This is a genomic window from Spirosoma foliorum, from assembly GCF_014117325.1.
Taxonomy (GTDB): domain Bacteria; phylum Bacteroidota; class Bacteroidia; order Cytophagales; family Spirosomataceae; genus Spirosoma; species Spirosoma foliorum.
In genome coordinates this window covers 3,725,865-3,744,759 of record NZ_CP059732.1, presented here as the reverse complement: position 1 = coordinate 3,744,759, position 18,895 = coordinate 3,725,865, and the positions used below count along the sequence as shown (strand labels likewise).

The 18,895-nt window shown below is 47.8% G+C and carries 17 protein-coding genes; 11 read left to right on the top strand and 6 right to left on the bottom strand.

Annotated features, from left to right (window positions below; translation table 11 throughout):
* Window positions 1–104 precede the first annotated feature (104 nt).
* Complete coding sequence (gene fumC, locus H3H32_RS15835; protein WP_182463613.1) at window positions 105–1,505, top strand: class II fumarate hydratase; 1,401 nt, start codon at window positions 105–107, stop codon at window positions 1,503–1,505.
* Between the two features lie 139 nt (window positions 1,506–1,644).
* On the opposite strand, the gene H3H32_RS15830 is transcribed toward fumC, so the two are convergent.
* Complete coding sequence (locus H3H32_RS15830) at window positions 1,645–2,493, bottom strand: DUF2306 domain-containing protein (RefSeq protein WP_182463612.1); 849 nt, start codon at window positions 2,491–2,493, stop codon at window positions 1,645–1,647.
* Window positions 2,494–2,796: 303 nt separating this feature from the next.
* Between H3H32_RS15830 and H3H32_RS15825 the strand changes: the two genes are divergently transcribed.
* From H3H32_RS15825 to tal, 5 genes are all read left to right on the top strand, one after another.
* On the top strand, window positions 2,797–3,237 hold the full coding sequence (locus H3H32_RS15825; protein ID WP_182463611.1) for a MarR family winged helix-turn-helix transcriptional regulator: 441 nt from the start codon (window positions 2,797–2,799) through the stop codon (window positions 3,235–3,237).
* Window positions 3,234–4,565 (top strand): TolC family protein, encoded by a 1,332-nt coding sequence (locus tag H3H32_RS15820; RefSeq protein ID WP_182463610.1) that lies wholly within the window; start codon window positions 3,234–3,236, stop codon window positions 4,563–4,565. Before H3H32_RS15825 ends, H3H32_RS15820 begins: the two co-directional genes overlap by 4 nt.
* Window positions 4,566–4,674: 109 nt before the next feature.
* Window positions 4,675–5,787 (top strand): HlyD family secretion protein, encoded by a 1,113-nt coding sequence (locus H3H32_RS15815; protein ID WP_182463609.1) that lies wholly within the window; start codon window positions 4,675–4,677, stop codon window positions 5,785–5,787.
* A 121-nt stretch (window positions 5,788–5,908) separates the two neighbouring features.
* Entirely contained in the window at window positions 5,909–7,465 is a 1,557-nt protein-coding gene (locus H3H32_RS15810; RefSeq protein WP_182463608.1) for a DHA2 family efflux MFS transporter permease subunit, read from the top strand.
* A 410-nt stretch (window positions 7,466–7,875) separates the two neighbouring features.
* Window positions 7,876–9,018 (top strand): transaldolase, encoded by a 1,143-nt coding sequence (gene tal, locus H3H32_RS15805; RefSeq protein WP_240543791.1) that lies wholly within the window; start codon window positions 7,876–7,878, stop codon window positions 9,016–9,018.
* Window positions 9,019–9,321: 303 nt separating this feature from the next.
* On the opposite strand, the gene H3H32_RS15800 is transcribed toward tal, so the two are convergent.
* Entirely contained in the window at window positions 9,322–9,525 is a 204-nt protein-coding gene (locus H3H32_RS15800; RefSeq protein WP_182463607.1) for a hypothetical protein, read from the bottom strand.
* 364 nt (window positions 9,526–9,889) lie between these two features.
* Here H3H32_RS15800 and H3H32_RS15795 point away from each other — a divergent pair, with 364 nt between their 5' ends.
* From H3H32_RS15795 to H3H32_RS15765, 5 genes are all read left to right on the top strand, one after another.
* Window positions 9,890–10,957: a chemotaxis protein CheB gene (locus tag H3H32_RS15795; RefSeq protein WP_182463606.1), complete on the top strand. Its 1,068-nt coding sequence runs from the start codon at window positions 9,890–9,892 to the stop codon at window positions 10,955–10,957.
* Window positions 10,958–10,983: 26 nt separating this feature from the next.
* Entirely contained in the window at window positions 10,984–12,801 is a 1,818-nt protein-coding gene (locus tag H3H32_RS15790; RefSeq protein WP_220472646.1) for a chemotaxis protein CheB, read from the top strand.
* Complete coding sequence (locus H3H32_RS37160; protein WP_220472645.1) at window positions 12,777–15,023, top strand: PAS domain-containing protein; 2,247 nt, start codon at window positions 12,777–12,779, stop codon at window positions 15,021–15,023. Before H3H32_RS15790 ends, H3H32_RS37160 begins: the two co-directional genes overlap by 25 nt.
* Window positions 15,024–15,244: 221 nt before the next feature.
* Window positions 15,245–15,418 (top strand): hypothetical protein, encoded by a 174-nt coding sequence (locus H3H32_RS15770; RefSeq protein ID WP_182463605.1) that lies wholly within the window; start codon window positions 15,245–15,247, stop codon window positions 15,416–15,418.
* Between the two features lie 92 nt (window positions 15,419–15,510).
* Window positions 15,511–16,032 carry a hypothetical protein gene (locus H3H32_RS15765; RefSeq protein WP_182463604.1) on the top strand — a complete coding sequence of 174 codons (522 nt, stop codon included), beginning with the start codon at window positions 15,511–15,513 and terminating at the stop codon, window positions 16,030–16,032.
* 35 nt (window positions 16,033–16,067) lie between these two features.
* Here H3H32_RS15765 and H3H32_RS15760 read toward each other — a convergent pair whose 3' ends face one another.
* From H3H32_RS15760 to H3H32_RS15745, 4 genes are all read right to left on the bottom strand, one after another.
* Window positions 16,068–16,727 carry an ATP-binding protein gene (locus H3H32_RS15760; RefSeq protein WP_182463603.1) on the bottom strand — a complete coding sequence of 220 codons (660 nt, stop codon included), beginning with the start codon at window positions 16,725–16,727 and terminating at the stop codon, window positions 16,068–16,070.
* A 19-nt stretch (window positions 16,728–16,746) separates the two neighbouring features.
* Window positions 16,747–17,097, bottom strand: a complete 351-nt coding sequence (locus H3H32_RS15755) for a hypothetical protein (protein WP_182463602.1) — start codon at window positions 17,095–17,097, stop codon at window positions 16,747–16,749.
* An 81-nt stretch (window positions 17,098–17,178) separates the two neighbouring features.
* Window positions 17,179–17,688, bottom strand: a complete 510-nt coding sequence (locus tag H3H32_RS15750; RefSeq protein WP_182463601.1) for a response regulator — start codon at window positions 17,686–17,688, stop codon at window positions 17,179–17,181.
* Between the two features lie 68 nt (window positions 17,689–17,756).
* Window positions 17,757–18,881 carry a fatty acid desaturase family protein gene (locus H3H32_RS15745; RefSeq protein WP_182463600.1) on the bottom strand — a complete coding sequence of 375 codons (1,125 nt, stop codon included), beginning with the start codon at window positions 18,879–18,881 and terminating at the stop codon, window positions 17,757–17,759.
* Window positions 18,882–18,895: the final 14 nt, after the last annotated feature.

The window sequence follows — 18,895 nt, the reverse complement described above, 5'->3', positions numbered from 1 at the left end:
CTTTGCAGAAAACATAATGAGTGAATTAATGAATGAGTGATTGAGCGAATAGGCTTCATTCCTCATTCACTCAATCACTCATTCACTAATTCGCTCATTTATTCATGGAATACCGTATCGAAAAAGACACGATGGGCCAGGTACAAGTACCGGCTAACGTTTATTGGGGCGCCCAAACCCAGCGCTCGATCGAAAATTTCAAAATAGCTCAGGACATCAACAAAATGCCTCGCGAAATTATTCGGGCATTTGCATACCTTAAAAAAGCGGCTGCGTTGACCAACCTCGATGCGGGCGTGCTACCACAAGAAAAAAGTGACCTGATCGGTCAGGCTTGCGACGAGATTCTGGAAGGTAAACTGGATGATCAATTCCCGCTGGTTGTTTGGCAAACGGGTTCGGGAACACAATCGAACATGAACGTTAATGAAGTGGTAGCTTATCGTGGGCATGTGTTGCATGGCGGTCAGTTGACAGACGAGAAGAAGTTCCTGCACCCTAACGATGATGTGAACAAGTCGCAGTCGAGTAACGATACGTTTCCGACAGCTATGCACATTGCCGCCTACAAAATCCTGCTCGACGTAACGATTCCCGGCATCACCAAGCTGCGTGATACGCTGGCAGCCAAGTCGAAGCAGTTCATGCACATTGTTAAAATAGGCCGGACACACTTCATGGATGCCACGCCGTTGACGGTTGGGCAGGAGTTCTCTGGTTATGTGTCGCAACTTGACCACGGTCTACGGGCTATCAATAACTCACTGGCTCACCTGAGCGAACTGGCTTTGGGCGGAACCGCCGTTGGAACCGGTATCAATACGCCCCCGAATTACTCGGAGAATGTGGCCAAACACATTGCTACGGTAACGGGCCTACCATTCATTACAGCCGAAAATAAATTTGAGGCCCTAGCAGCCCACGATGCTATTGTTGAAGCACACGGCGCGTTGAAAACCGTAGCGGCTAGCCTGATGAAAATTGGTAACGATATTCGGATGTTGTCGAGCGGTCCGCGTGCGGGAATTGGTGAATTACATATTCCGGATAACGAACCTGGTTCGTCGATCATGCCGGGTAAAGTGAACCCAACCCAGTGTGAAGCCATGACCATGGTGGCTGCGCAAGTGATGGGCAACGACGTAGCCATCAACTTTGGTGGTGCTATGGGGCATTTTGAGCTGAACGTGTTCAAGCCGGTCATGATTTACAACTTTCTGCACTCGGCCCGACTGATTGGCGACGTTTGCGTATCATTCAACGATAAGTGTGCGGAAGGCATCGAACCGATTGAAGCCAACATCAAAAAACACGTCGATTCGTCACTGATGCTGGTAACGGCTTTGAATACCAAAATTGGCTATTACAAAGCCGCCGAAATTGCTCAGACCGCTCACAAAACCGGTTCGACCCTGAAAGAAACTGCCCTGAAACTTGGCTATCTGACCGAAGACGAGTTTAATGAATGGGTGAAGCCAGAGGATATGGTTGGCGAGATTAAGTAGAGTTTAGCCCACTGCTAAAGCAGTGGGCTATTAAAAGTTCTCCTGTCAAAAGCCTCAGCAATGAGGCTTTTTTTGTATACAGTTCTGTATATATACAAAATTGTATAAACATGGCCTCTTACTTCTATCCCAAATACAATCAACTCACCGATACCCACTTCATAATCGCTGGCCCCCAATAATATAGGGTGAAAAAATAGGTGCCCAGAAGTAAAAAGCTAGTTGCGAAGAGTAGGATAAACGAAGCCGACAGCTTAAGCGTTGGCGACGCTTTGTATGATCCTGCCCGAACGAAAACTTCAACGACCAATAAGTTGGGAATGTAGAAGAAGAAATCCATTACCCGGTCAAAAGGCCCACTAAAGGCTTTGGTATGACCCAGTCCATCGGTGAGGAGTAGCCAGAATCCATAATCCATTCGATACAACCACGAGCCAATAGCCAGTGCGTATAGGCGTAGCGCCCACATCCGATGTTTGTCCAGATTTTTGGCTATCGCCTGCCGATACGTCGCTATAGCTGCTATAAACATGAGTACACCATAGAGTCCGAATCCAAGGCTCATTATTGATCCGCCTATAGTGCCTTTCGCTAAAATAAAGGCCAACCCGCCAATGGCTGCCAGTAGGCAGGCAACAATATACACACGCCCAATCCAGCGGTGTATAGCTGGATAGCGCACCCTGACTGAATCGATAAGCTGAATACTTCCGAGAATAAGAATAATCCCACCTGCGGCAAAATGAAGACCGATTCCGGTGGTTGCTGTAGTTGTGTTTGACTCATATAGTCGGGGTAACATCTGGTTCCAGCGCTCTGCCTGACCTTCATATAGTGCGGATGCGTAAAAAGCCAGAATATACAAGCCGAATAGCGCTGCACTACCCCAAACCGTCGTGACAAGCAACAGACCTGACCAGCGTATGGCTTTGTCACTCAAGCTGACTAGTCGTGGAGGCCTGGGAGATACGAGTATATCATCAATCATAAAGTCTGGTGTTTAAAGAGGAATAGAAGAGGCTAATCAGTCAGCTTCCGGGATACAATTTAGAGAACCTAAGGTTAAAAAAAGATTAAAAATTGAGTTCTGCGCAATAGCATTTGGGTTAATACAAGAGCCATTCGATTCAGAAATCCAATTGTATTATTCTAATGCAGAGATTTTATTGGATTAATAAAAGCTAATTCCTTTTGCAGACGCTAGAAACAGGCTTTCATGGTAAAATTCTATCGTTTAAACGAAATTTGTTTAAACAAATATTGGTTATACCTTTGACACGGCCAATGACACATGAAAGAGCACTTAGTAAACGAATACCACCGACTAATCAAGAATCTGCATCAAACGGATAGCTACATCTTCAACTACTTTGGACAAAAGCTAGCTCCCTTCGATTTGTCGGTTCAGCAATACGTCACCTTACGCCGTCTGTCGGAGGTTTATCCGAATAGTTTGACAGCCGGGGAACTGAAGGAAAAAATGACCGATATCAATTCTGATATGACCCGATTGACTGACCGGTTAGTGGCAAAAAATCTGATCGTTCGCGAGATAGATCCTCAAAATCGGCGGAAAGTCAATTTACGACTGACGGAAGAGTCTTATCGATTTGTCGAAACTGTAGCTGTAGAGTTCAGCAATTTTGAGTCGATCGTCAGTCATCTGACCGATGAAGAAGTAAGCACGATGAACACACTCCTGGAAAAAATTAGAAATCAATCAGTAAAATGAAAAAGTACATAATAGGAGCAGGGCTATGGGTACTGAGTCTGGGATGGGTGAAAGCCCAGTCAGCACCGGCGGTCATGCCACTGGACAAAGCCATTCAATTGGCTTTGCAAAACAACAAGGGAATTAAACTGGCTGATTTGCGCACCGAATCGGCTGAGTCGCGTTTGCAGGAAGCTAAGGATCGTAGCCTGCCAACAGCGAATGCATCATTGGCCTATTCTCGTTATAGTCTGACGGGCCCGTTTTCGTTTGGAAAAGATGCGGATGGAAAATCGTTGTTGACTATTCCAGCCGGGGCATTCAATGCAACGATGGGTGGCGCTACGATCAGTAAGACGATTTTTGGTGGATTTGCCGAAAAATCGGCTGAGAAATCAGCTGAGCTGTTGGCAAAGGCCAGCCATCTGGATGCCAAGCGCAACCGGTCAGAGCTGGTTTACACGGTATCGGATGCTTACTATAACATTGTCAAACTGGTTCGTTCGATTGGTGTAATTGAACAGAGTATCAAACAGTTCGATGAGAAAGAACGCGAAGCTCAAAATCTCCAGAAAGAGGGCGTAGTAACGGCCAACGAAGTATTAAAGATTCAGTTACAGAAAAATAACCTGCAACTGAGCCGCTTACAGGTTGAGAAAGCCCGCCAGACGGCCCTGTATAACTTTAATCTGCTGGTGGGTTTGCCCGAATCGCAGGTGATTGCTGTTGATACTGTTCTTGCCAATCCGGCTACAGTAGCTGAGCCGCTCGGTTCATTTATAGATAAAGCGGTACAGACTCGCCCCGAAGTAGAAGCCAATGCGTTACGAGTTCAATCGGCGCAGGAGTTGTTGCGAAATACCAAAAGTGTTATGTATCCGCACCTGGGGGCATCATTAGGCTACAACTACATTAATCCAACCGCCCGCGTTATTCCAGAAGCGAGTTCATTCATCAGTGCCTGGAATGTGGGTCTGGGGCTTTCGTACAATATCGGCTCTTTGTATAACATGAAGGGCAAAGTACACAGCGCTCAAACGGCCATCGATCAGGCTAGCTTACAAGGTCAGCAACAAAATGATCAGATTCGGTCAGAGGTCGTAACGGCCTACAACAACTATCAACTGGCTCTGGAACAGCAAAATGTGATTCGCACTGCGGTAGGTCAGGCACAGGAAAACTATCGTCTGACGGAGTCCCGTTTCCGGAATGGACTGGTTGGCTCAACCGATTTGCTGGAGGCCGATAGCTTTCTGCTTCAGGCTCAACTTAATGTAATCAATGCAACTGTAGATGCACAACTAGCCTATCAGCGCCTGTTGAAAGCTACGGGTAATAACCTCAATTAATTTAATGTATAATGAACAATGTAAAATGAATAATGAAGGACACACTCCGTAATTATCCTTTAGTGTACATTATCCATTTTACATTGTTCATTCTTCTTTAGTAAAAATCATGGACAAGAAAACTTTATTCCGTATAGGGGGCGTCATCATTCTGGCCGTAGCTCTCTTCTTTGGGTACAGCGAATTTAAGTACCTGCAACGTCATGAAACAACCGATGATGCCCAGATCGACGGTGATGTAAATCCAGTTATTCCGAAAGCAAGTGGGTATGTGAAAGCTATTCGCTTCCAAGACAATCAGTTTGTGAAAGAAGGTGATACACTGATCGTATTAGATGACGCTGATTATCGTATTCGGGTCGCTCAGGCTGAAGCCGCTATACAAAGTGCGATGGCTGCCGACCGGGTTTCACGTACGCAGGTAAGTGTTGCATCGGCCAGTGTACAAAGCTCGCAGGCAGGTGTGCAAACGGCTCGTAACCAAGTTGCTACTGCTCAGGCTAATTTAGTAGCAGCTCAGGTTCGTGCTCGTAAAGCGAGTCTTGATTTTGACCGCTACAGCCGATTGCTGGCTGAGAAAACCGTCCCACAACAGCAGTTTGATGCCATTCAGGCCGAACGCGATGCGGCTCAGGCACAAGTACAAGCGGCTCAGGCTCAGTTACAAACAGCGCAATCACAGGTAAATGCAGCAGGTACACAAACGGGCGTAACGAGTTCGCAACGTAAAGCAACCGAAGGCCAGATTACGGTAGCGCAAGCGGCTATTAAACAGCGTCAGACGGACCTGGATTTGGCTAAGTTACAACTATCCTACACGGTTGTGTTGGCCCCTGCTTCGGGCGTTGTTTCGAAGCGTTCAGTGCAAGTTGGTCAACTGGTTCAGGCTGGACAGGCCCTTTGCTCAATTGTTGGTAACTCTTCGTTGTGGGTGACCGCAAACTTCAAAGAAACACAGTTAAAGCAAATGCAACCTGGTCAAACGGTTGACATTGATGTGGATGCGTTCGAAGGCGAAAAACTGATTGGCCATGTTGGCTCATTTGCTGGGGCAACGGGTGCTAAATTCTCCCTGCTGCCTCCTGACAATGCAACGGGTAACTACGTGAAAGTAGTGCAACGGATTCCAGTTCGTATCGATCTGGATAAAAACAGCCCATTGTATGCGAAGCTTCGTCCAGGCATGAGCGCAACAGTGGCCGTGGATTTGCAGGGTAAATAAATTAATGGATAATGAATAATGTAGAATGAATAACGGTAATACATTGCAAGCAAAGTGCTCGTTTTGAGTAGGCTAGCATTCTACATTATTCATTATTCATTATCCATTAATTTTCTAGGTTATGAAATTAGGTTTTGAAAAATGGATCGTTGTTATAACAGTAACGACGGCCGCCCTGCTGCAAACCATCGACTCGTCGATTGTTAACGTGACGTTGAACCAGATGATGGGTAACCTTGGTGCATCGCTGGGGGATATTAGCTGGGTTGTTACGGGCTATGCAGCCGCCAGTGCGGTTATGATTACCATGTCGGGCTGGTTAACGGCCAAACTTGGGCGTCGGAATTACTTTGCTGCGTCGATCGTTATGTTCACCATTGCGTCGATATTCTGTGGTACGTCGACGAACGTGTGGGAGCTGGTATTTTTCCGGGTTGTACAGGGCATTGGTGGAGGTGGTTTATTGACCACGGCCCAATCCATTCTGATTCAGACCTTCCCGAAAGAGCAATTAGGCATTGCCAACGCCATTTTCGGGGTGGGGGTAATTATTGGCCCATCCATTGGCCCAACTCTTGGTGGATATATCACCGATAATCTGTCGTGGAACTGGGTATTTTATATTAACATTCCCTTTGGGATTCTAGCTACGTTCCTGACGTACACTTACATCAAGGAACCAGCCGAGAAGATAGCCGCGGGTAAGATGGACTGGCTCGCCTTGATCCTGTTGACGATGGGTATCGGTGGTTTACAGATCATCCTGGAAAAAGGTGAAGAAAAAGACTGGTTCGATTCGACCTTCATTGTAGGCATGTCTATTGCTGCAGTTGTTGGACTGATCGGCTTTATCTGGCGTCAGTTATCCGTTAAAATACCCATTCTGAACCTCCGATTATTACGCCAGCGTCGCTTTGCGGTAGGAACCCTGTTCAATTTCATCCTGGGTTTTGGTCTGTTTGCATCCGTCTTTATTATTCCTGTTTTCTGCCAGACAATCTTGGGCTTTACCGCTAGTCAAACAGGTTTATTGCTAATGCCTGGTTCCATTATGACGGGCATAATGATGCCGATTGTGGGTGGACTGATGGGTAAGAATTTCATTTCGCCCATCTGGTATGCAGCTATTGGTTTTCTAATGTTCTTCGGCTTCTGTTTCGATTTGTCGACGATTAACCTCGTGGCTGGTCCCGATGATTTCTTCTGGCCGTTGATTATTCGTGGTGTTGGTATGGGTCTGATTTTCATACCGTTGACCACAGTTACGCTGGCTGATTTGAAAAATATCGACATTCCTCAGGGGTCGGCGCTTACGGGTATGATTCGTCAGTTAGGTGGTACATTCGGTACGGCTATCATGACGACCTATATCTCGACACGCACCGTGTTTCATGCGTCGCGTTTGTCAGATAATATCTCGATATATAACCCACTATCAGTCGACCGAATCAAGCAATTTACAGGGCTGTTTCTCTCAAAAGGGGATGCCCTGATGGCAGCTACCGGCAAAGCCTATGGTATGATGCAGGGAGCGGTTATGCGGCAGGCATTGGTCATGACCTATGCCGATACCTTCTTGGTGATCGGGGCTTTCTTCCTGGTCTGTGTACCGTTACTATTGCTGTTTGTCGGTAAGAAAATCGAAGCGCCTGCTCATACCGAAATGGTCATGGAATAAGGTTGACTATTGAGTTTTTATTTGGTTCGATTGATAAAAGACCGGGGGATTTTCTCCCGGTTTTTTTGTGGGCGAAACAACAGGGCCGCCCGTGCGGCTCATCCATCGGGCCTGTACCATTGTGAGTCGGGGTGAAAATATGACAAAACTATAGGCCAGCCCTTGCTTAATCCATAGGAATCGGAGCGGGGGGATTGATTGTCAAAGCTTTCGGCCAAGTATTGCCTGCCAAAATAAGCATCATAAGGGCAGATGACAACCATCATAGATTGCCTATAGAAGGAGGAATAGATTTGTCGTCAATGCAACGAAAGTCCTTTGTTCGAGCTTCTTGTTTGAAAAACGCAAAGCGTTCACCTTTTGAACATACTGTCCTATTCGCTTCTCCCTGGTTAGCATCAACCAGCCTAATGATTAACATACTATTACTCAACAGTTTTATGAACCGGGTTAAACAAATACACGAACTGGGCCAAAGCATCTGGCTTGACTTTATTGACCGTCAATTAATGAATACAGGCGCTCTGCAAACCCTTATTCAGGAAGATGGTATTCGGGGGTTAACATCGAATCCGGCCATTTTTGAGAAAGCCATTAGCAGTAGTCAGGATTATGACGAGGACATAAAACGCCTTGCGCAGACAGAGCAGTCGAACGAAGCCATTTTCTACGGGGTCGCCGTGGTCGATATTCAGCGTGCAGCGGACTTGTTTGCACCTGTATATGACGACAAAATAAGTGGTGCTGATGGCTTTGTGAGCCTGGAAGTATCACCCTATTTTGCCCTTGATGCCGAAAAAACCATTCAGCAGGCGCGATTCTTGTGGCAGGCAGTAAACCGGCCCAACGTTATGATCAAAATACCGGGCACCGAGGCTTGTCTACCGGCTATTCGGCAGGCAATTAGCGAAGGTATTAATATCAACGTAACCCTGTTGTTTGGGCTGGATCGCTATAGAGCTGTTGCCGAAGCCTACATCGCTGGTTTGGAAGATCGTCTGCAGGCAGGCCAGCCCATCGACCAGCTGGCATCTGTAGCTAGTTTTTTCATCAGTCGAATTGACACGCTGGTTGACCCCCTGCTAAAGGAGCAGGATCTGACTGAATTGACGGGCGAAGTGGCCATAGCCTTAGCCAAACGAGCCTATGCCAGTTACGGTCAGCTATTCAGCAGCGAGCGGTTTAAAAAATTAGCCGACGCAGGGGCAGTTCCGCAACGGTTGCTCTGGGCTAGTACAGGAACCAAAGACCCGGCTTTTTCAGATGTTAAATACATGGAGGCTCTTATTGGACCTAAAACAGTCAATACTGTACCCATGGATACGCTGAACGCCTTTCGGGATCATGGTCAGGCTGCCCTAAGCCTAACGAGCCATGACGAAGAGGCTACGCAGGTACTGGAGCGGGTTCAACTGGCAGGTATTGATCTGAATGAGATAGCTCAGCAATTGGAAGACGAGGGCATCCAGAAATTTAATGCTCCGTATGCCAACTTGCTTCAGGCAATCGATCAGCAGCGAAACGCGTTAGTTTCGTCTTCAGATAAGCAGTAGAATTTGATCCCTTATTTACCTTTCCAGGCAATAGCTGTCATCAAACATCGGTGGAGTTCCAATTTTCAATTTGAAACCTTTATTTCCAGGGTAAATTTTCCTGGAATGAAATTTAATCGTCGAGCTTATCAATCACTTTGCAGCGTTATACAACCGCTCCGCGGCCTGTTAGTTATAGTAGTATACGCTCCTTTTTAGAGCGTACGAGGCTTGGTAACCTATTAACTTAACCAAGCCTCGTGCCGCTTCAAATACCCAGTGAAAACCAATGGTTCTGGTTGGTCACACCAAATCTTTCCTCTTTTACGCCTGTTTTTGGGCGTCAATTTTTGTCTGCAACTCGTCACATTGCCGTCTTACTGCTGCTAATTTCTCACGGTTTTCTTGTTGACGTTGCTCCAATTGATTCAACATGACTATTGCGTCCTCAGTTCTCTGAATCAGTCGTTTATAAACCAGTTCCAGGTAGTTCAGCCGTTCTGATTGGCTTTGGAATAGATGTTTCATCGATTCGTTTGATCTAACTATATTCTCGATTGACTAAATTGTTCAACGGCCTAGTACTTTAACAAAGTAGATTCTCGGGTTCGCCCGTGCGGTTGATTCTTTAGAATCTAAATTGGAAGAGTACTAGTGAATGGGCTGGAGAAAGATTTTTTAACCTAATGTGTAGGATGGAGGTTTTCCACCTAAGCATAAAAAATTAACCGAGCCTACTACCGGATAGGTTGGGTAGTATAACCAAGGGTAATTCCTCTATATTCGTAAGTGCAAGTCCACACCTAACCAAGCACTTCGACTCAAGTCGCATTCAGCTCCGCGTTAGTAGCCTGCCAGTAGCCGATCCGACAGACCACACTGCATCCTTGATATGGAAAAACGAAATATTATTGTCATAGGCGCATCGGCTGGTGGCTTCGAGGCCATTCAACAACTCATCGCCCATTTGCCTCCTGATCTGGACGCGGCCATTTTTATTGTCTGGCACATGGCACCTACGGTTCAGGGGGTCATGCCCCAGGCACTCCGTAAGCTAACGACTTTCCCCGTTGCCCATGCTGTTTCGAACGAGCTCATTCGGATGAATCGCATTTATATCGCGCCACCTGATCATCATTTGCTGCTGGAAAATGACCACGTCCGCCTGACCCATGGGCCCAAAGAAAATCGCTTTCGTCCTGCCATCGATCCGCTGTTTCGCTCAGCGGCCTATGCTTATGGCAACCGAGTCATCGGCGTGATCTTGTCCGGTGCTCTCGACGATGGTACGGCCGGTTTATGGACCATTAAGGAGTATGGCGGCATGGCCCTGGTGCAGGACCCCAAGGAAGCTCCGGTATCAGCCATGCCCGAAAGTGCTATCCGTCAGGTAACTATCGATGCAATTGCCCCCATCGCTCAATTAGCCACTTTATTGGTCCAACTGGTAGGGCAAGAGGTTGACCCGACATCATCCATACCTGTAAATCAGGATAAAAAAACGAAAACAGAGATTCGCATCGCGGCTGAAGACACGGCACTAGGTAATACAATGGCTCAATTTGGTCAGTTCAGTGCTTACGCCTGTCCTGACTGTCACGGGGTGATGATAAAGATTGAGGAGGGATCACTTGTCCGTTATCGTTGCCATACTGGTCATGCTTATTCGGCCGATTCCCTGCTAGCCAGCGTAACCGGAAAAATTGAGGAGAGTTTGTACAGTGCTCTGCGGGGTATGGATGAACGGGTTATACTGCTCAATCAGCTTGGCGACCAGTTTGCTGCAGCTAACAAACCCAGGCAGGCGGCCCTTTATTTTCAGCTAGCTCAGGTGGATCAACAGTGGAGTGAGTTGCTACGTCAGGCCGCACGAATTCAGCCTGCGCTAAAACCGGAAACCCCCGACGATCAACCTACCAGTTCCGACGGTATTGTGCCTGCCCTTTCCGCTCTTTTGTAATCTTCCATACCTAAACCACCTTCCTCTTGAGCAAGAAAAAAATAACCCCAGAAACACCAGATCAGATCCCGCCGTCAGAGACAATCATTGTAGGCATTGGAGCCTCTGCGGGGGGCGTTGAAGCGCTGACCCAGTTTTTTAAGCAGGTAACCCCCGATTCGGGCCTGGCTTACGTAGTGATTCTACACCTTTCGCCCGATTATGACTCCCAATTGACCCAAATCCTACAAGGCGTAACCAGCATTCCGGTTCATAAGGTAGAGCAGCGTGTGCTGGTCCTTGCTAATCACGTCTATGTTGTTCCCCCCGATAAGCATCTGCAAATGGATGACGAGCACTTGGTGGTGCTCCCCAATGCCCAGATCGAAGACCGACGGGCACCGGTGGATATTTTCTTTCGCACCCTGGCCGAGTCGCACATGGAGCGGGCTATTGGGGTAATTCTCTCGGGCACGGGAGCCAACGGCTCCATGGGCCTCAAGCGAATTAAGGAGCGGGGCGGAGCGGTCTTTGTACAGAATCCCCGTCAGGCCGCTTACAACGAGATGCCCCGCCATGCCATAGCGACTGATCTGGTGGATGATATCCTGCCTGTCGAGGAGATTCCGGCCCGATTGCGGGCGTATGCTCACAACTGGGTAGCTCTGGTTATCGCCGGAGGGCTCCAGCCTGGGTCTGACGAGCCCCAGCATGCTCTGCGGGAGGTGTTTACGCAGCTCCGCGTGCATACTGGCCACGACTTTACCAATTACAAGCGCCCTACGATGCTCAGGCGAATCGAGCGACGCATCAACGTGCATAACCTGACCGACCTGCCCGCTTACGTCACCTTCCTGCGGGCGCATCCTGAGGAAATCCAGGCTCTTCTAAAAGATCTGTTGATCTCGGTTACCAATTTTTTTCGAGACAAATCCGTCTTTACCACGTTGGAGCTGCTGCTAATGCCTTTATTAACCCAGGCCAAAACCCAGGACGATACCCTGCGCATCTGGGTGGCGGGCTGTGCTACGGGAGAAGAAGCCTATTCGCTGGCGATGCTTTGCGCTGAACGGACGTTGGATGTAGTTGATGCGCCAACGGTACAGATTTTCGCCACTGACCTGGATGAGACGGCGCTGGCAACCGCCCGTGAAGGGCTTTATACCCTCAATGATGCCGCCGACGTTTCACCCGAACGGCTCCGTCGCTTTTTTACCAAAGAGGGGGAGGAGTACCGCGTTCGGCCCGAAATTCGGGATATGGTGTTATTTGCCCACCACAATGTGCTCAAAGACCCGCCCTTTTCCCGGCTGAATCTGGTAAGCTGCCGAAATTTACTCATTTACTTCAATCAAACGGCACAGCAACGGGCACTGGAGACGTTTCACTTTGCCCTTAACCCTGGGGGCTATCTGCTGCTGGGTCTGGCCGAGAGCACCGACGGGAAAGGTGATCTGTATGCCCCCTTCAACCGAGAGCATCATCTCTTTCAAAGTCGGTCGGTGGTTACCCGCACCTACCCTGTGCCCGAGAGCAGTGCTGGGGTAGGCTCCATCCAGAAACGGGTGTCAGGTGCCAGCCATCCTAATGAGAATCCCGTTCACAGCCGCATGAGTTATGGCGAACTGCATCACCAGGTGCTTGAGCAATATGCCCCTCCCTCGATCCTGGTCAACGAGGCTTTTGATATCCTTCACCTGTCCGAGCGGGCGGGGCAGTACTTGCATATCGGGGGGGGGGCGAGCCGTCCAAAAATCTACTTCAACTCATCCTGCCCGATCTGCGTCTGGAACTTCGGTCTGCCTTCTACCAGGCTGCTCAGCAGCGAAACCCGGTGGTGGTGCCCCAACTTACGGTTCGTTTAGGGAACCAATATCAACTGATTACCCTCCATGTTCGTCCGGTATTAGGGGAGGGTAATCCAGCCCGTGGGTTTATGTTGGTTCTCTTTGAACCGACAACCCAGGAATCAGGCGAACCAACCCGTGAGCGTTTTGCCATCGAGCCTATGGCTCATCAACTGGAAGAAGAATTGATTCGAGTCAAGACGCAGTTACGGATGGCAAACGAGCAGCATGAACTGCAGGCAGAGGAACTGAAAGCGGCCAACGAAGAATTGCAGGCTATCAACGAGGAATTACGTTCATCAGCCGAAGAGTTAGAGACCAGCAAGGAAGAACTTCAATCGATCAACGAAGAACTCACCACCATAAACCAGGAGCTAAAAATAAAAGTAGAAGAGCTTTTGCTGGCCAGTAACAACCTGCAGAACTTGATCAATGCCACTGATATTGCCACCCTGTTTCTGGATCGGAGCCTTCGTGTCAACCTATTTACGCCAGCTTCACGGACTATTTTTAACTTGATTGCCACCGATGCGGGGAGGCCTTTAAGCGACATTACCGGTCGACTCGACTATCCTCAATGGCAGGTCGATGCGGAATCGGTACTGGACACTCTCCAACCTATTGAGCGAGAAGTAGGTACCAAGGATGGGCGCATATTTATGGGGCGAATGATACCTTACCGTACCGCTGACGACCGGATCAATGGCCTGGTGCTAACCTTTGTCGACATCACTCAACGTAAGAAAGCTGAAGAAGCTAACTATTTTCTGGCCTCTATTGTCGAATCATCCCAGGAATCGGTACTGACTGTTAATTTTGCGGGTCTGATAACCAGTTGGAACCAGGCGTCAGAAGCGCTTTATGGCTACTCATCGCAGGAAGTCATTGGTCAACCGCTGACCCAGCTTGCCCTGCCCCAGGGTCTGGCCAACGTAATAGGCGATATAAAGAAGATAAAACAAGCTCAGCAGCTGGATAGCTTTGAAACGGTTCACATCACCAAAACCGGGCAGATATTGACTCTGGAAGTAGCCCTCTCGCCGGTGAAGGATGCCTCTGGACAGGTTATTGGCGTCTCTACAGTGGCCCGTGATATTACCCGGCGCAAAGCTACCGAAGAAGTCTTGCGGGAGTCGGATCGACGAAAAGACGAATTTTTGGCCATGCTGGCTCATGAGCTACGCAATCCACTTGCCCCCGTTCGGCATGCGTTGCAAGTGATGACGCTAGACGCAGAACAAAATGAGTCGATGAGCTCTGTCCTTGCCGTGATGAGTCGTCAGGTGGATCATCTGGTTCGTTTGGTGGATGATTTACTGGATGTGAGTCGCATTAATCAGGGGAAAATCGTGCTGCAGCCAGCGCTACTCGATCTGGGAATAGTATTGGCTCATGCTGTCGAAAGCGTACAGTCTCTTTATGAATCGCTTTCCCGTGAATTGACGGTAGTTTTGCCAACCGAGCCTTTGCAGGTACTGGGTGATGCCACTCGCCTGACACAGGTAATCACCAATCTACTTACCAATGGTGCCCGGTACACGCTGGAAGGAGGGCAGGTTTGGGTCGATCTGGCTCTGGTGGATAACCAGGTTCGCTTGCGGGTGCGTGATAACGGTATTGGTCTGGCGGCTGATCAGCAGGAACGTATCTTCGAATTGTTTGCACAGGTCGACAATTCACTGGCCCGTTCCAAGGGTGGATTGGGCCTTGGGCTAACGCTGGTCAAACGCCTGGTTGATCTGCATGGTGGACGGGTAGAAGTTCGAAGTGATGGATTGGGTAAGGGGAGTGAATTTCTAGTTTATTTACCTGGTTTTACCGGATCTGCCCAAGCGCTGCCAATTCTCCCCGACTCGAATCTATCACCCTCCCCTGGTCGTCGGATTTTAGTGGTAGATGATAATCCCGACGCGGCTGATACGTTCGCCTTGCTTCTGGAGATGAGTGGTTACAAAGTTGATGTTCGCTATAATGGGCAGCAAGCGCTGGAGGCTGCTGAACATCTGCAGCCGGAGGTGATCCTGCTTGATATTGGTATGTCGGGTCTGGATGGCTATGAAACGGCGCGTCTGATTCGCCAGCAGCCTTGGGGGCGTGATTTGATTCTGATTGCTCTGACCGGTTATGGGCAAGCCGACGACAAACGCCGGAGTCGGGAAGCTGGTTTTACGGGGCATCTGGTCAAGCCTGTTTCACTGGAAGCGGTAACTGAGTTGCTGGATTCGATTTTGCCGTCCTGAAAGTCGAACTGGCGGTACTCGTTAGCAAGTAGGAGCCAAATTCCAACTGGTAGTTAGTAACTCCACTCCGGTTGTTTAGCTAATACTTTATTGATTAAATTGGTTTATTTAGAGGATTTATGAGATAATGGTAGGTTAATTAACTTTATTGTTTAATATTTAAGCAGTTAGTCCAGCGTTCTAAAGGACTAGGGTAAAGGTGAAACGAACGCAACTTTTCTTTGGACTCGGCGGGTGAAGAAAATTACAAGCCAATTCTGGCGGAGTGGCTACTGGCAATTGAGCTACTCGCTCACGGCTACAAACCAGTAAATTTGTTGATAGCTATGGGTCAGTCTCCCATTTTTCCGCCACTGATGGTTAGTCAACTTCGGCAGCATACGGTGCTTATATAGGACTTGAACCAGCGCATTCAGGATGCCCTTTGCTGGATCAGCCCAGCCCATAAAGCGTATCGATTTAACCTTAATTAACGTGCATCAACTCCATGGAAAAGGCAGCGGATACGTTTGAAACACTCCTGGAGAAATACATATTTACGGTATCTTCTGTCGTCATCGACCAGCTCGATTCCGCTCAGCAAAATCAACTCGTTCACTTGTTGATGAGCTGTAATAAAAGCCATATCGTTTCGCCCCCCGTGTCCGAATCTGAAAACCAACAGGTCATAAAGCGTTCTAAGGAGACAGAGAGTCAATCAGTTGAGGATAGGTTACGGGTGCAATGGCAGGTAGCCGTGAGCCTTCCGGGTAGGGATTATGTGGTTTATCAACAACGTCAGCTCGTAATTTATCAGACCCATATCGACTTATTGCTGTACCATATTTCCCGTCTGAGCAACCTACTTAAGCAGGCAACAGGAAGAGAAGCAACTAAATATGGCGAGTTGATCCGGCTAGCTCATTATCAAACTCTTCAGGATCGGTACATTGTTAAGGTAGCCAAGTTGCGGGCTGATCAACAAAAAGTAAGTGTCCAGTTGAATTTGTATTATGAATCCATTTCCTAAATTGATCCCAGAGGCAGTAAGCAACTCCGTAAAACTTATGATTCACCAACCTCTTCGAAAGGAGAATAGGCTAATAGTCTATTCAGAAGGTTCGAAGCAGCATTCACGTTTCGATGTAGCATATCCAGGTATTTAGCTCGGTCATCGGTCTTGAGTGGCCTTTGTAACAAGCTGGCTACTGTGGAAAGAATGCCGAAGGTACTACGGAGGTCATGCTCTACCTGCCGCAGTTGTTTGACGCGATGGATAGCCGATTCGGGGCGTGAATAATTATCACTATTGACCTGCTGCAACAACTGAAGTAGTTGACTAAATACCTGGGTAATGACTCTGGGCTGTATTTGAGGATGGTGTTCCAGAAACAACAGAATATGTTCACTCAAGACGTCATAGAAATTAGCTAGTGCCATAGCCCATTCTTCGAGGGAGTGTTTACCTTGCAAGTGGTGAAATTGACTGATCCGTTCACCCAGATCTCTTGTCTGGGACTCGTTTAGGACATTCTGGATAAATAGGGATAATAGTGCTCGTATCTCTTCCGTAAACTCCTGGTGTGAAAAACAGGCAAAGGGAAGTCGAGCTTCAGTTTGTAAGCATTTCATCATCCACCGCTCTACGATTGTCTCCTGTTGGGTTGATAAGTGGCTGGCCAGGCTCCTGCGTTGCGTTTTATCGTCGTCAGTTAATGAATCCATAAGTTGGCAGATTAGGTGGTTAGTCATTTAGGTTTAGATCGGTCATATCAAAACCAGACTGCTCTCGCAATTGACACCAAGTCTGATAGACCTCAAAGCCAGCCCGCCTGTATTGCCCAAGCAAGTAGTTAAAGTGTTGACCTGTTGAGGTATGATCAACCAATGGAATCTGATAGTTTTCGAGTAACTCGTCAGGACTATCCTGAAGTTGTTCCCAAAATGTCCAATCCTGCGGTGATAATTGCTGCTTCAGGTAAACATCAATTGAATGTTTACTACCCTGTAAAGGGTCAGCTACTTGTTGATCGAAGCGCTTGATAAGTTTAGTAATACGATCTAAAGCAGATAATTCGTCGCGAGCATGATTCATTGGTTGGTGCGGTCATAGAAATTTTAGATACTTTATAAGAGGCAGTGTGTAACCGGAATGGATAGGAACAGAATGCTTTGACTAGTTTAAATGCGTGTTATCCGATTGTGATGAACGAAAGGACAACGACGCCCGATCCCACCAAGAGCGTCGCAGCGTATAAAATGTTGTTAGCCATTGGTGATACGTACTCGGTTTACTAATAAAGGAGGCAATATTATAGGTATTGCATTCGATAATATCAGTATATTCTTTCGAGTTACTCAGGATAATGACCGGTACCTGTTGATAATAAGGGTGGCTTTGGAACCGTGATAACAGTGCCAGACCATCATCTCGTCGGGGTAAGTACAATTCCATCAGGATCAAGCTTGGAATATTGTTTTTTTTGAGCAAGCAGTGTTCCAGATACAAACAGTGTTCTAGGTACGTTGAACTTTGGGCTGGGTTATTGATCCATATAGGTTCTACCTCAGGAAAACATTTCGCCAGGGCCGAGCGGATCAGTAGCCACTGATTCGCATTGTCCTCAATTAGCAGGATTGAAACCCGTTTTTTCTTACGGCCTTTTGGGATAGTTGCCTGACCCATAGTGTACTATTCGTTTGTTGATGAAGTGATTGTAAACCTGAATGTCTTTCCTGGTAGATTATAATGGATCAAGAGCTACTAACGCCCAGTGCCCCCGGACCTCCTAATCGCTTCAGGAGTTGGTAATGGGAAATCAGCGCAGAATAAAAGGTTAGGTTCTCTATATACGGCAGCCCAAATTCATGTGCTGTCTGTTTAACAATAGGCGCAATGGCCGAATAGTGAATGTGGCAAATTTTGGGAAACAAATGGTGTTCAATCTGTCGGTTTAAGCCCCCACAGAAAAAAGTAGCCAGCCAGCTTTGGGGTGCGAAATTGGCCGTCGTTTGTAATTGGTGAATAGCCCAGGATTCATCAATGGTACCCCTTACGGTTGGCATCGGAAATGCGGTTCCTTCTACGATGTGAGCCAATTGAAAAACCAGCCCCAGCGCCAGCCCTTCTGTTACGTGCATAGCTACGAAACCGAGCAGCACTTGCCGCCAGGAAAGATCTAGCACAACGATCGGTAACACCAGGAAAAATCCATAATAGGCCGCTTTGTAGGCAAACAGGTTAATATACTCCGTTCGAGGGTGGTTCGTGTTGTCGAGTGGGCCAATCTTCGCCTGAAAAAATTTAACATAATCCTTTCGAAAGACCCAGGACAGGGAGGCCAGTCCGTAAAGGAAAAAAGCATAGATATGTTGAAGGCGTTGCCAGGGTCGGTGCGGTTCATCCCGATGCAGCCGAACCAGGCCCGGTGCCAATTCAATATCTTCGTCGTGGCCAGCAATATTGGTATAGGTATGATGAACGACATTATGCGTTAGTTTCCATAAGTAGGGGTTTGCTCCTAGTAGATAAAAACTTTTACTGAGCAGCCGATTGACCCAACCTTTTGCGGAAAATGCGCCATGAATGGCATCATGGGATATGTTGAAGCCTACTCCGGCAGCACAAAATCCCAAAAGCAGCGCAAAACCAAGCATCGCAAGTCCACCGAATTGATTAGACAGAATCAGGGCATATAGTAGGATATAGGTGAACAGAAAAAAAGCTGCTTTTTGCCACATTGCCCGGTTGGCATGGGGTGATAGGTTCCGCTGGGCAAAGTACGAATCGACCCGACTTCGGGCGGTGGCGAAGAATAAAGACTGTTGAACAGGGCTGAATTTTAGCGTTGTTTTCGGTTGAGTAGCGACATGAATCATAGGGCAAAATTGCC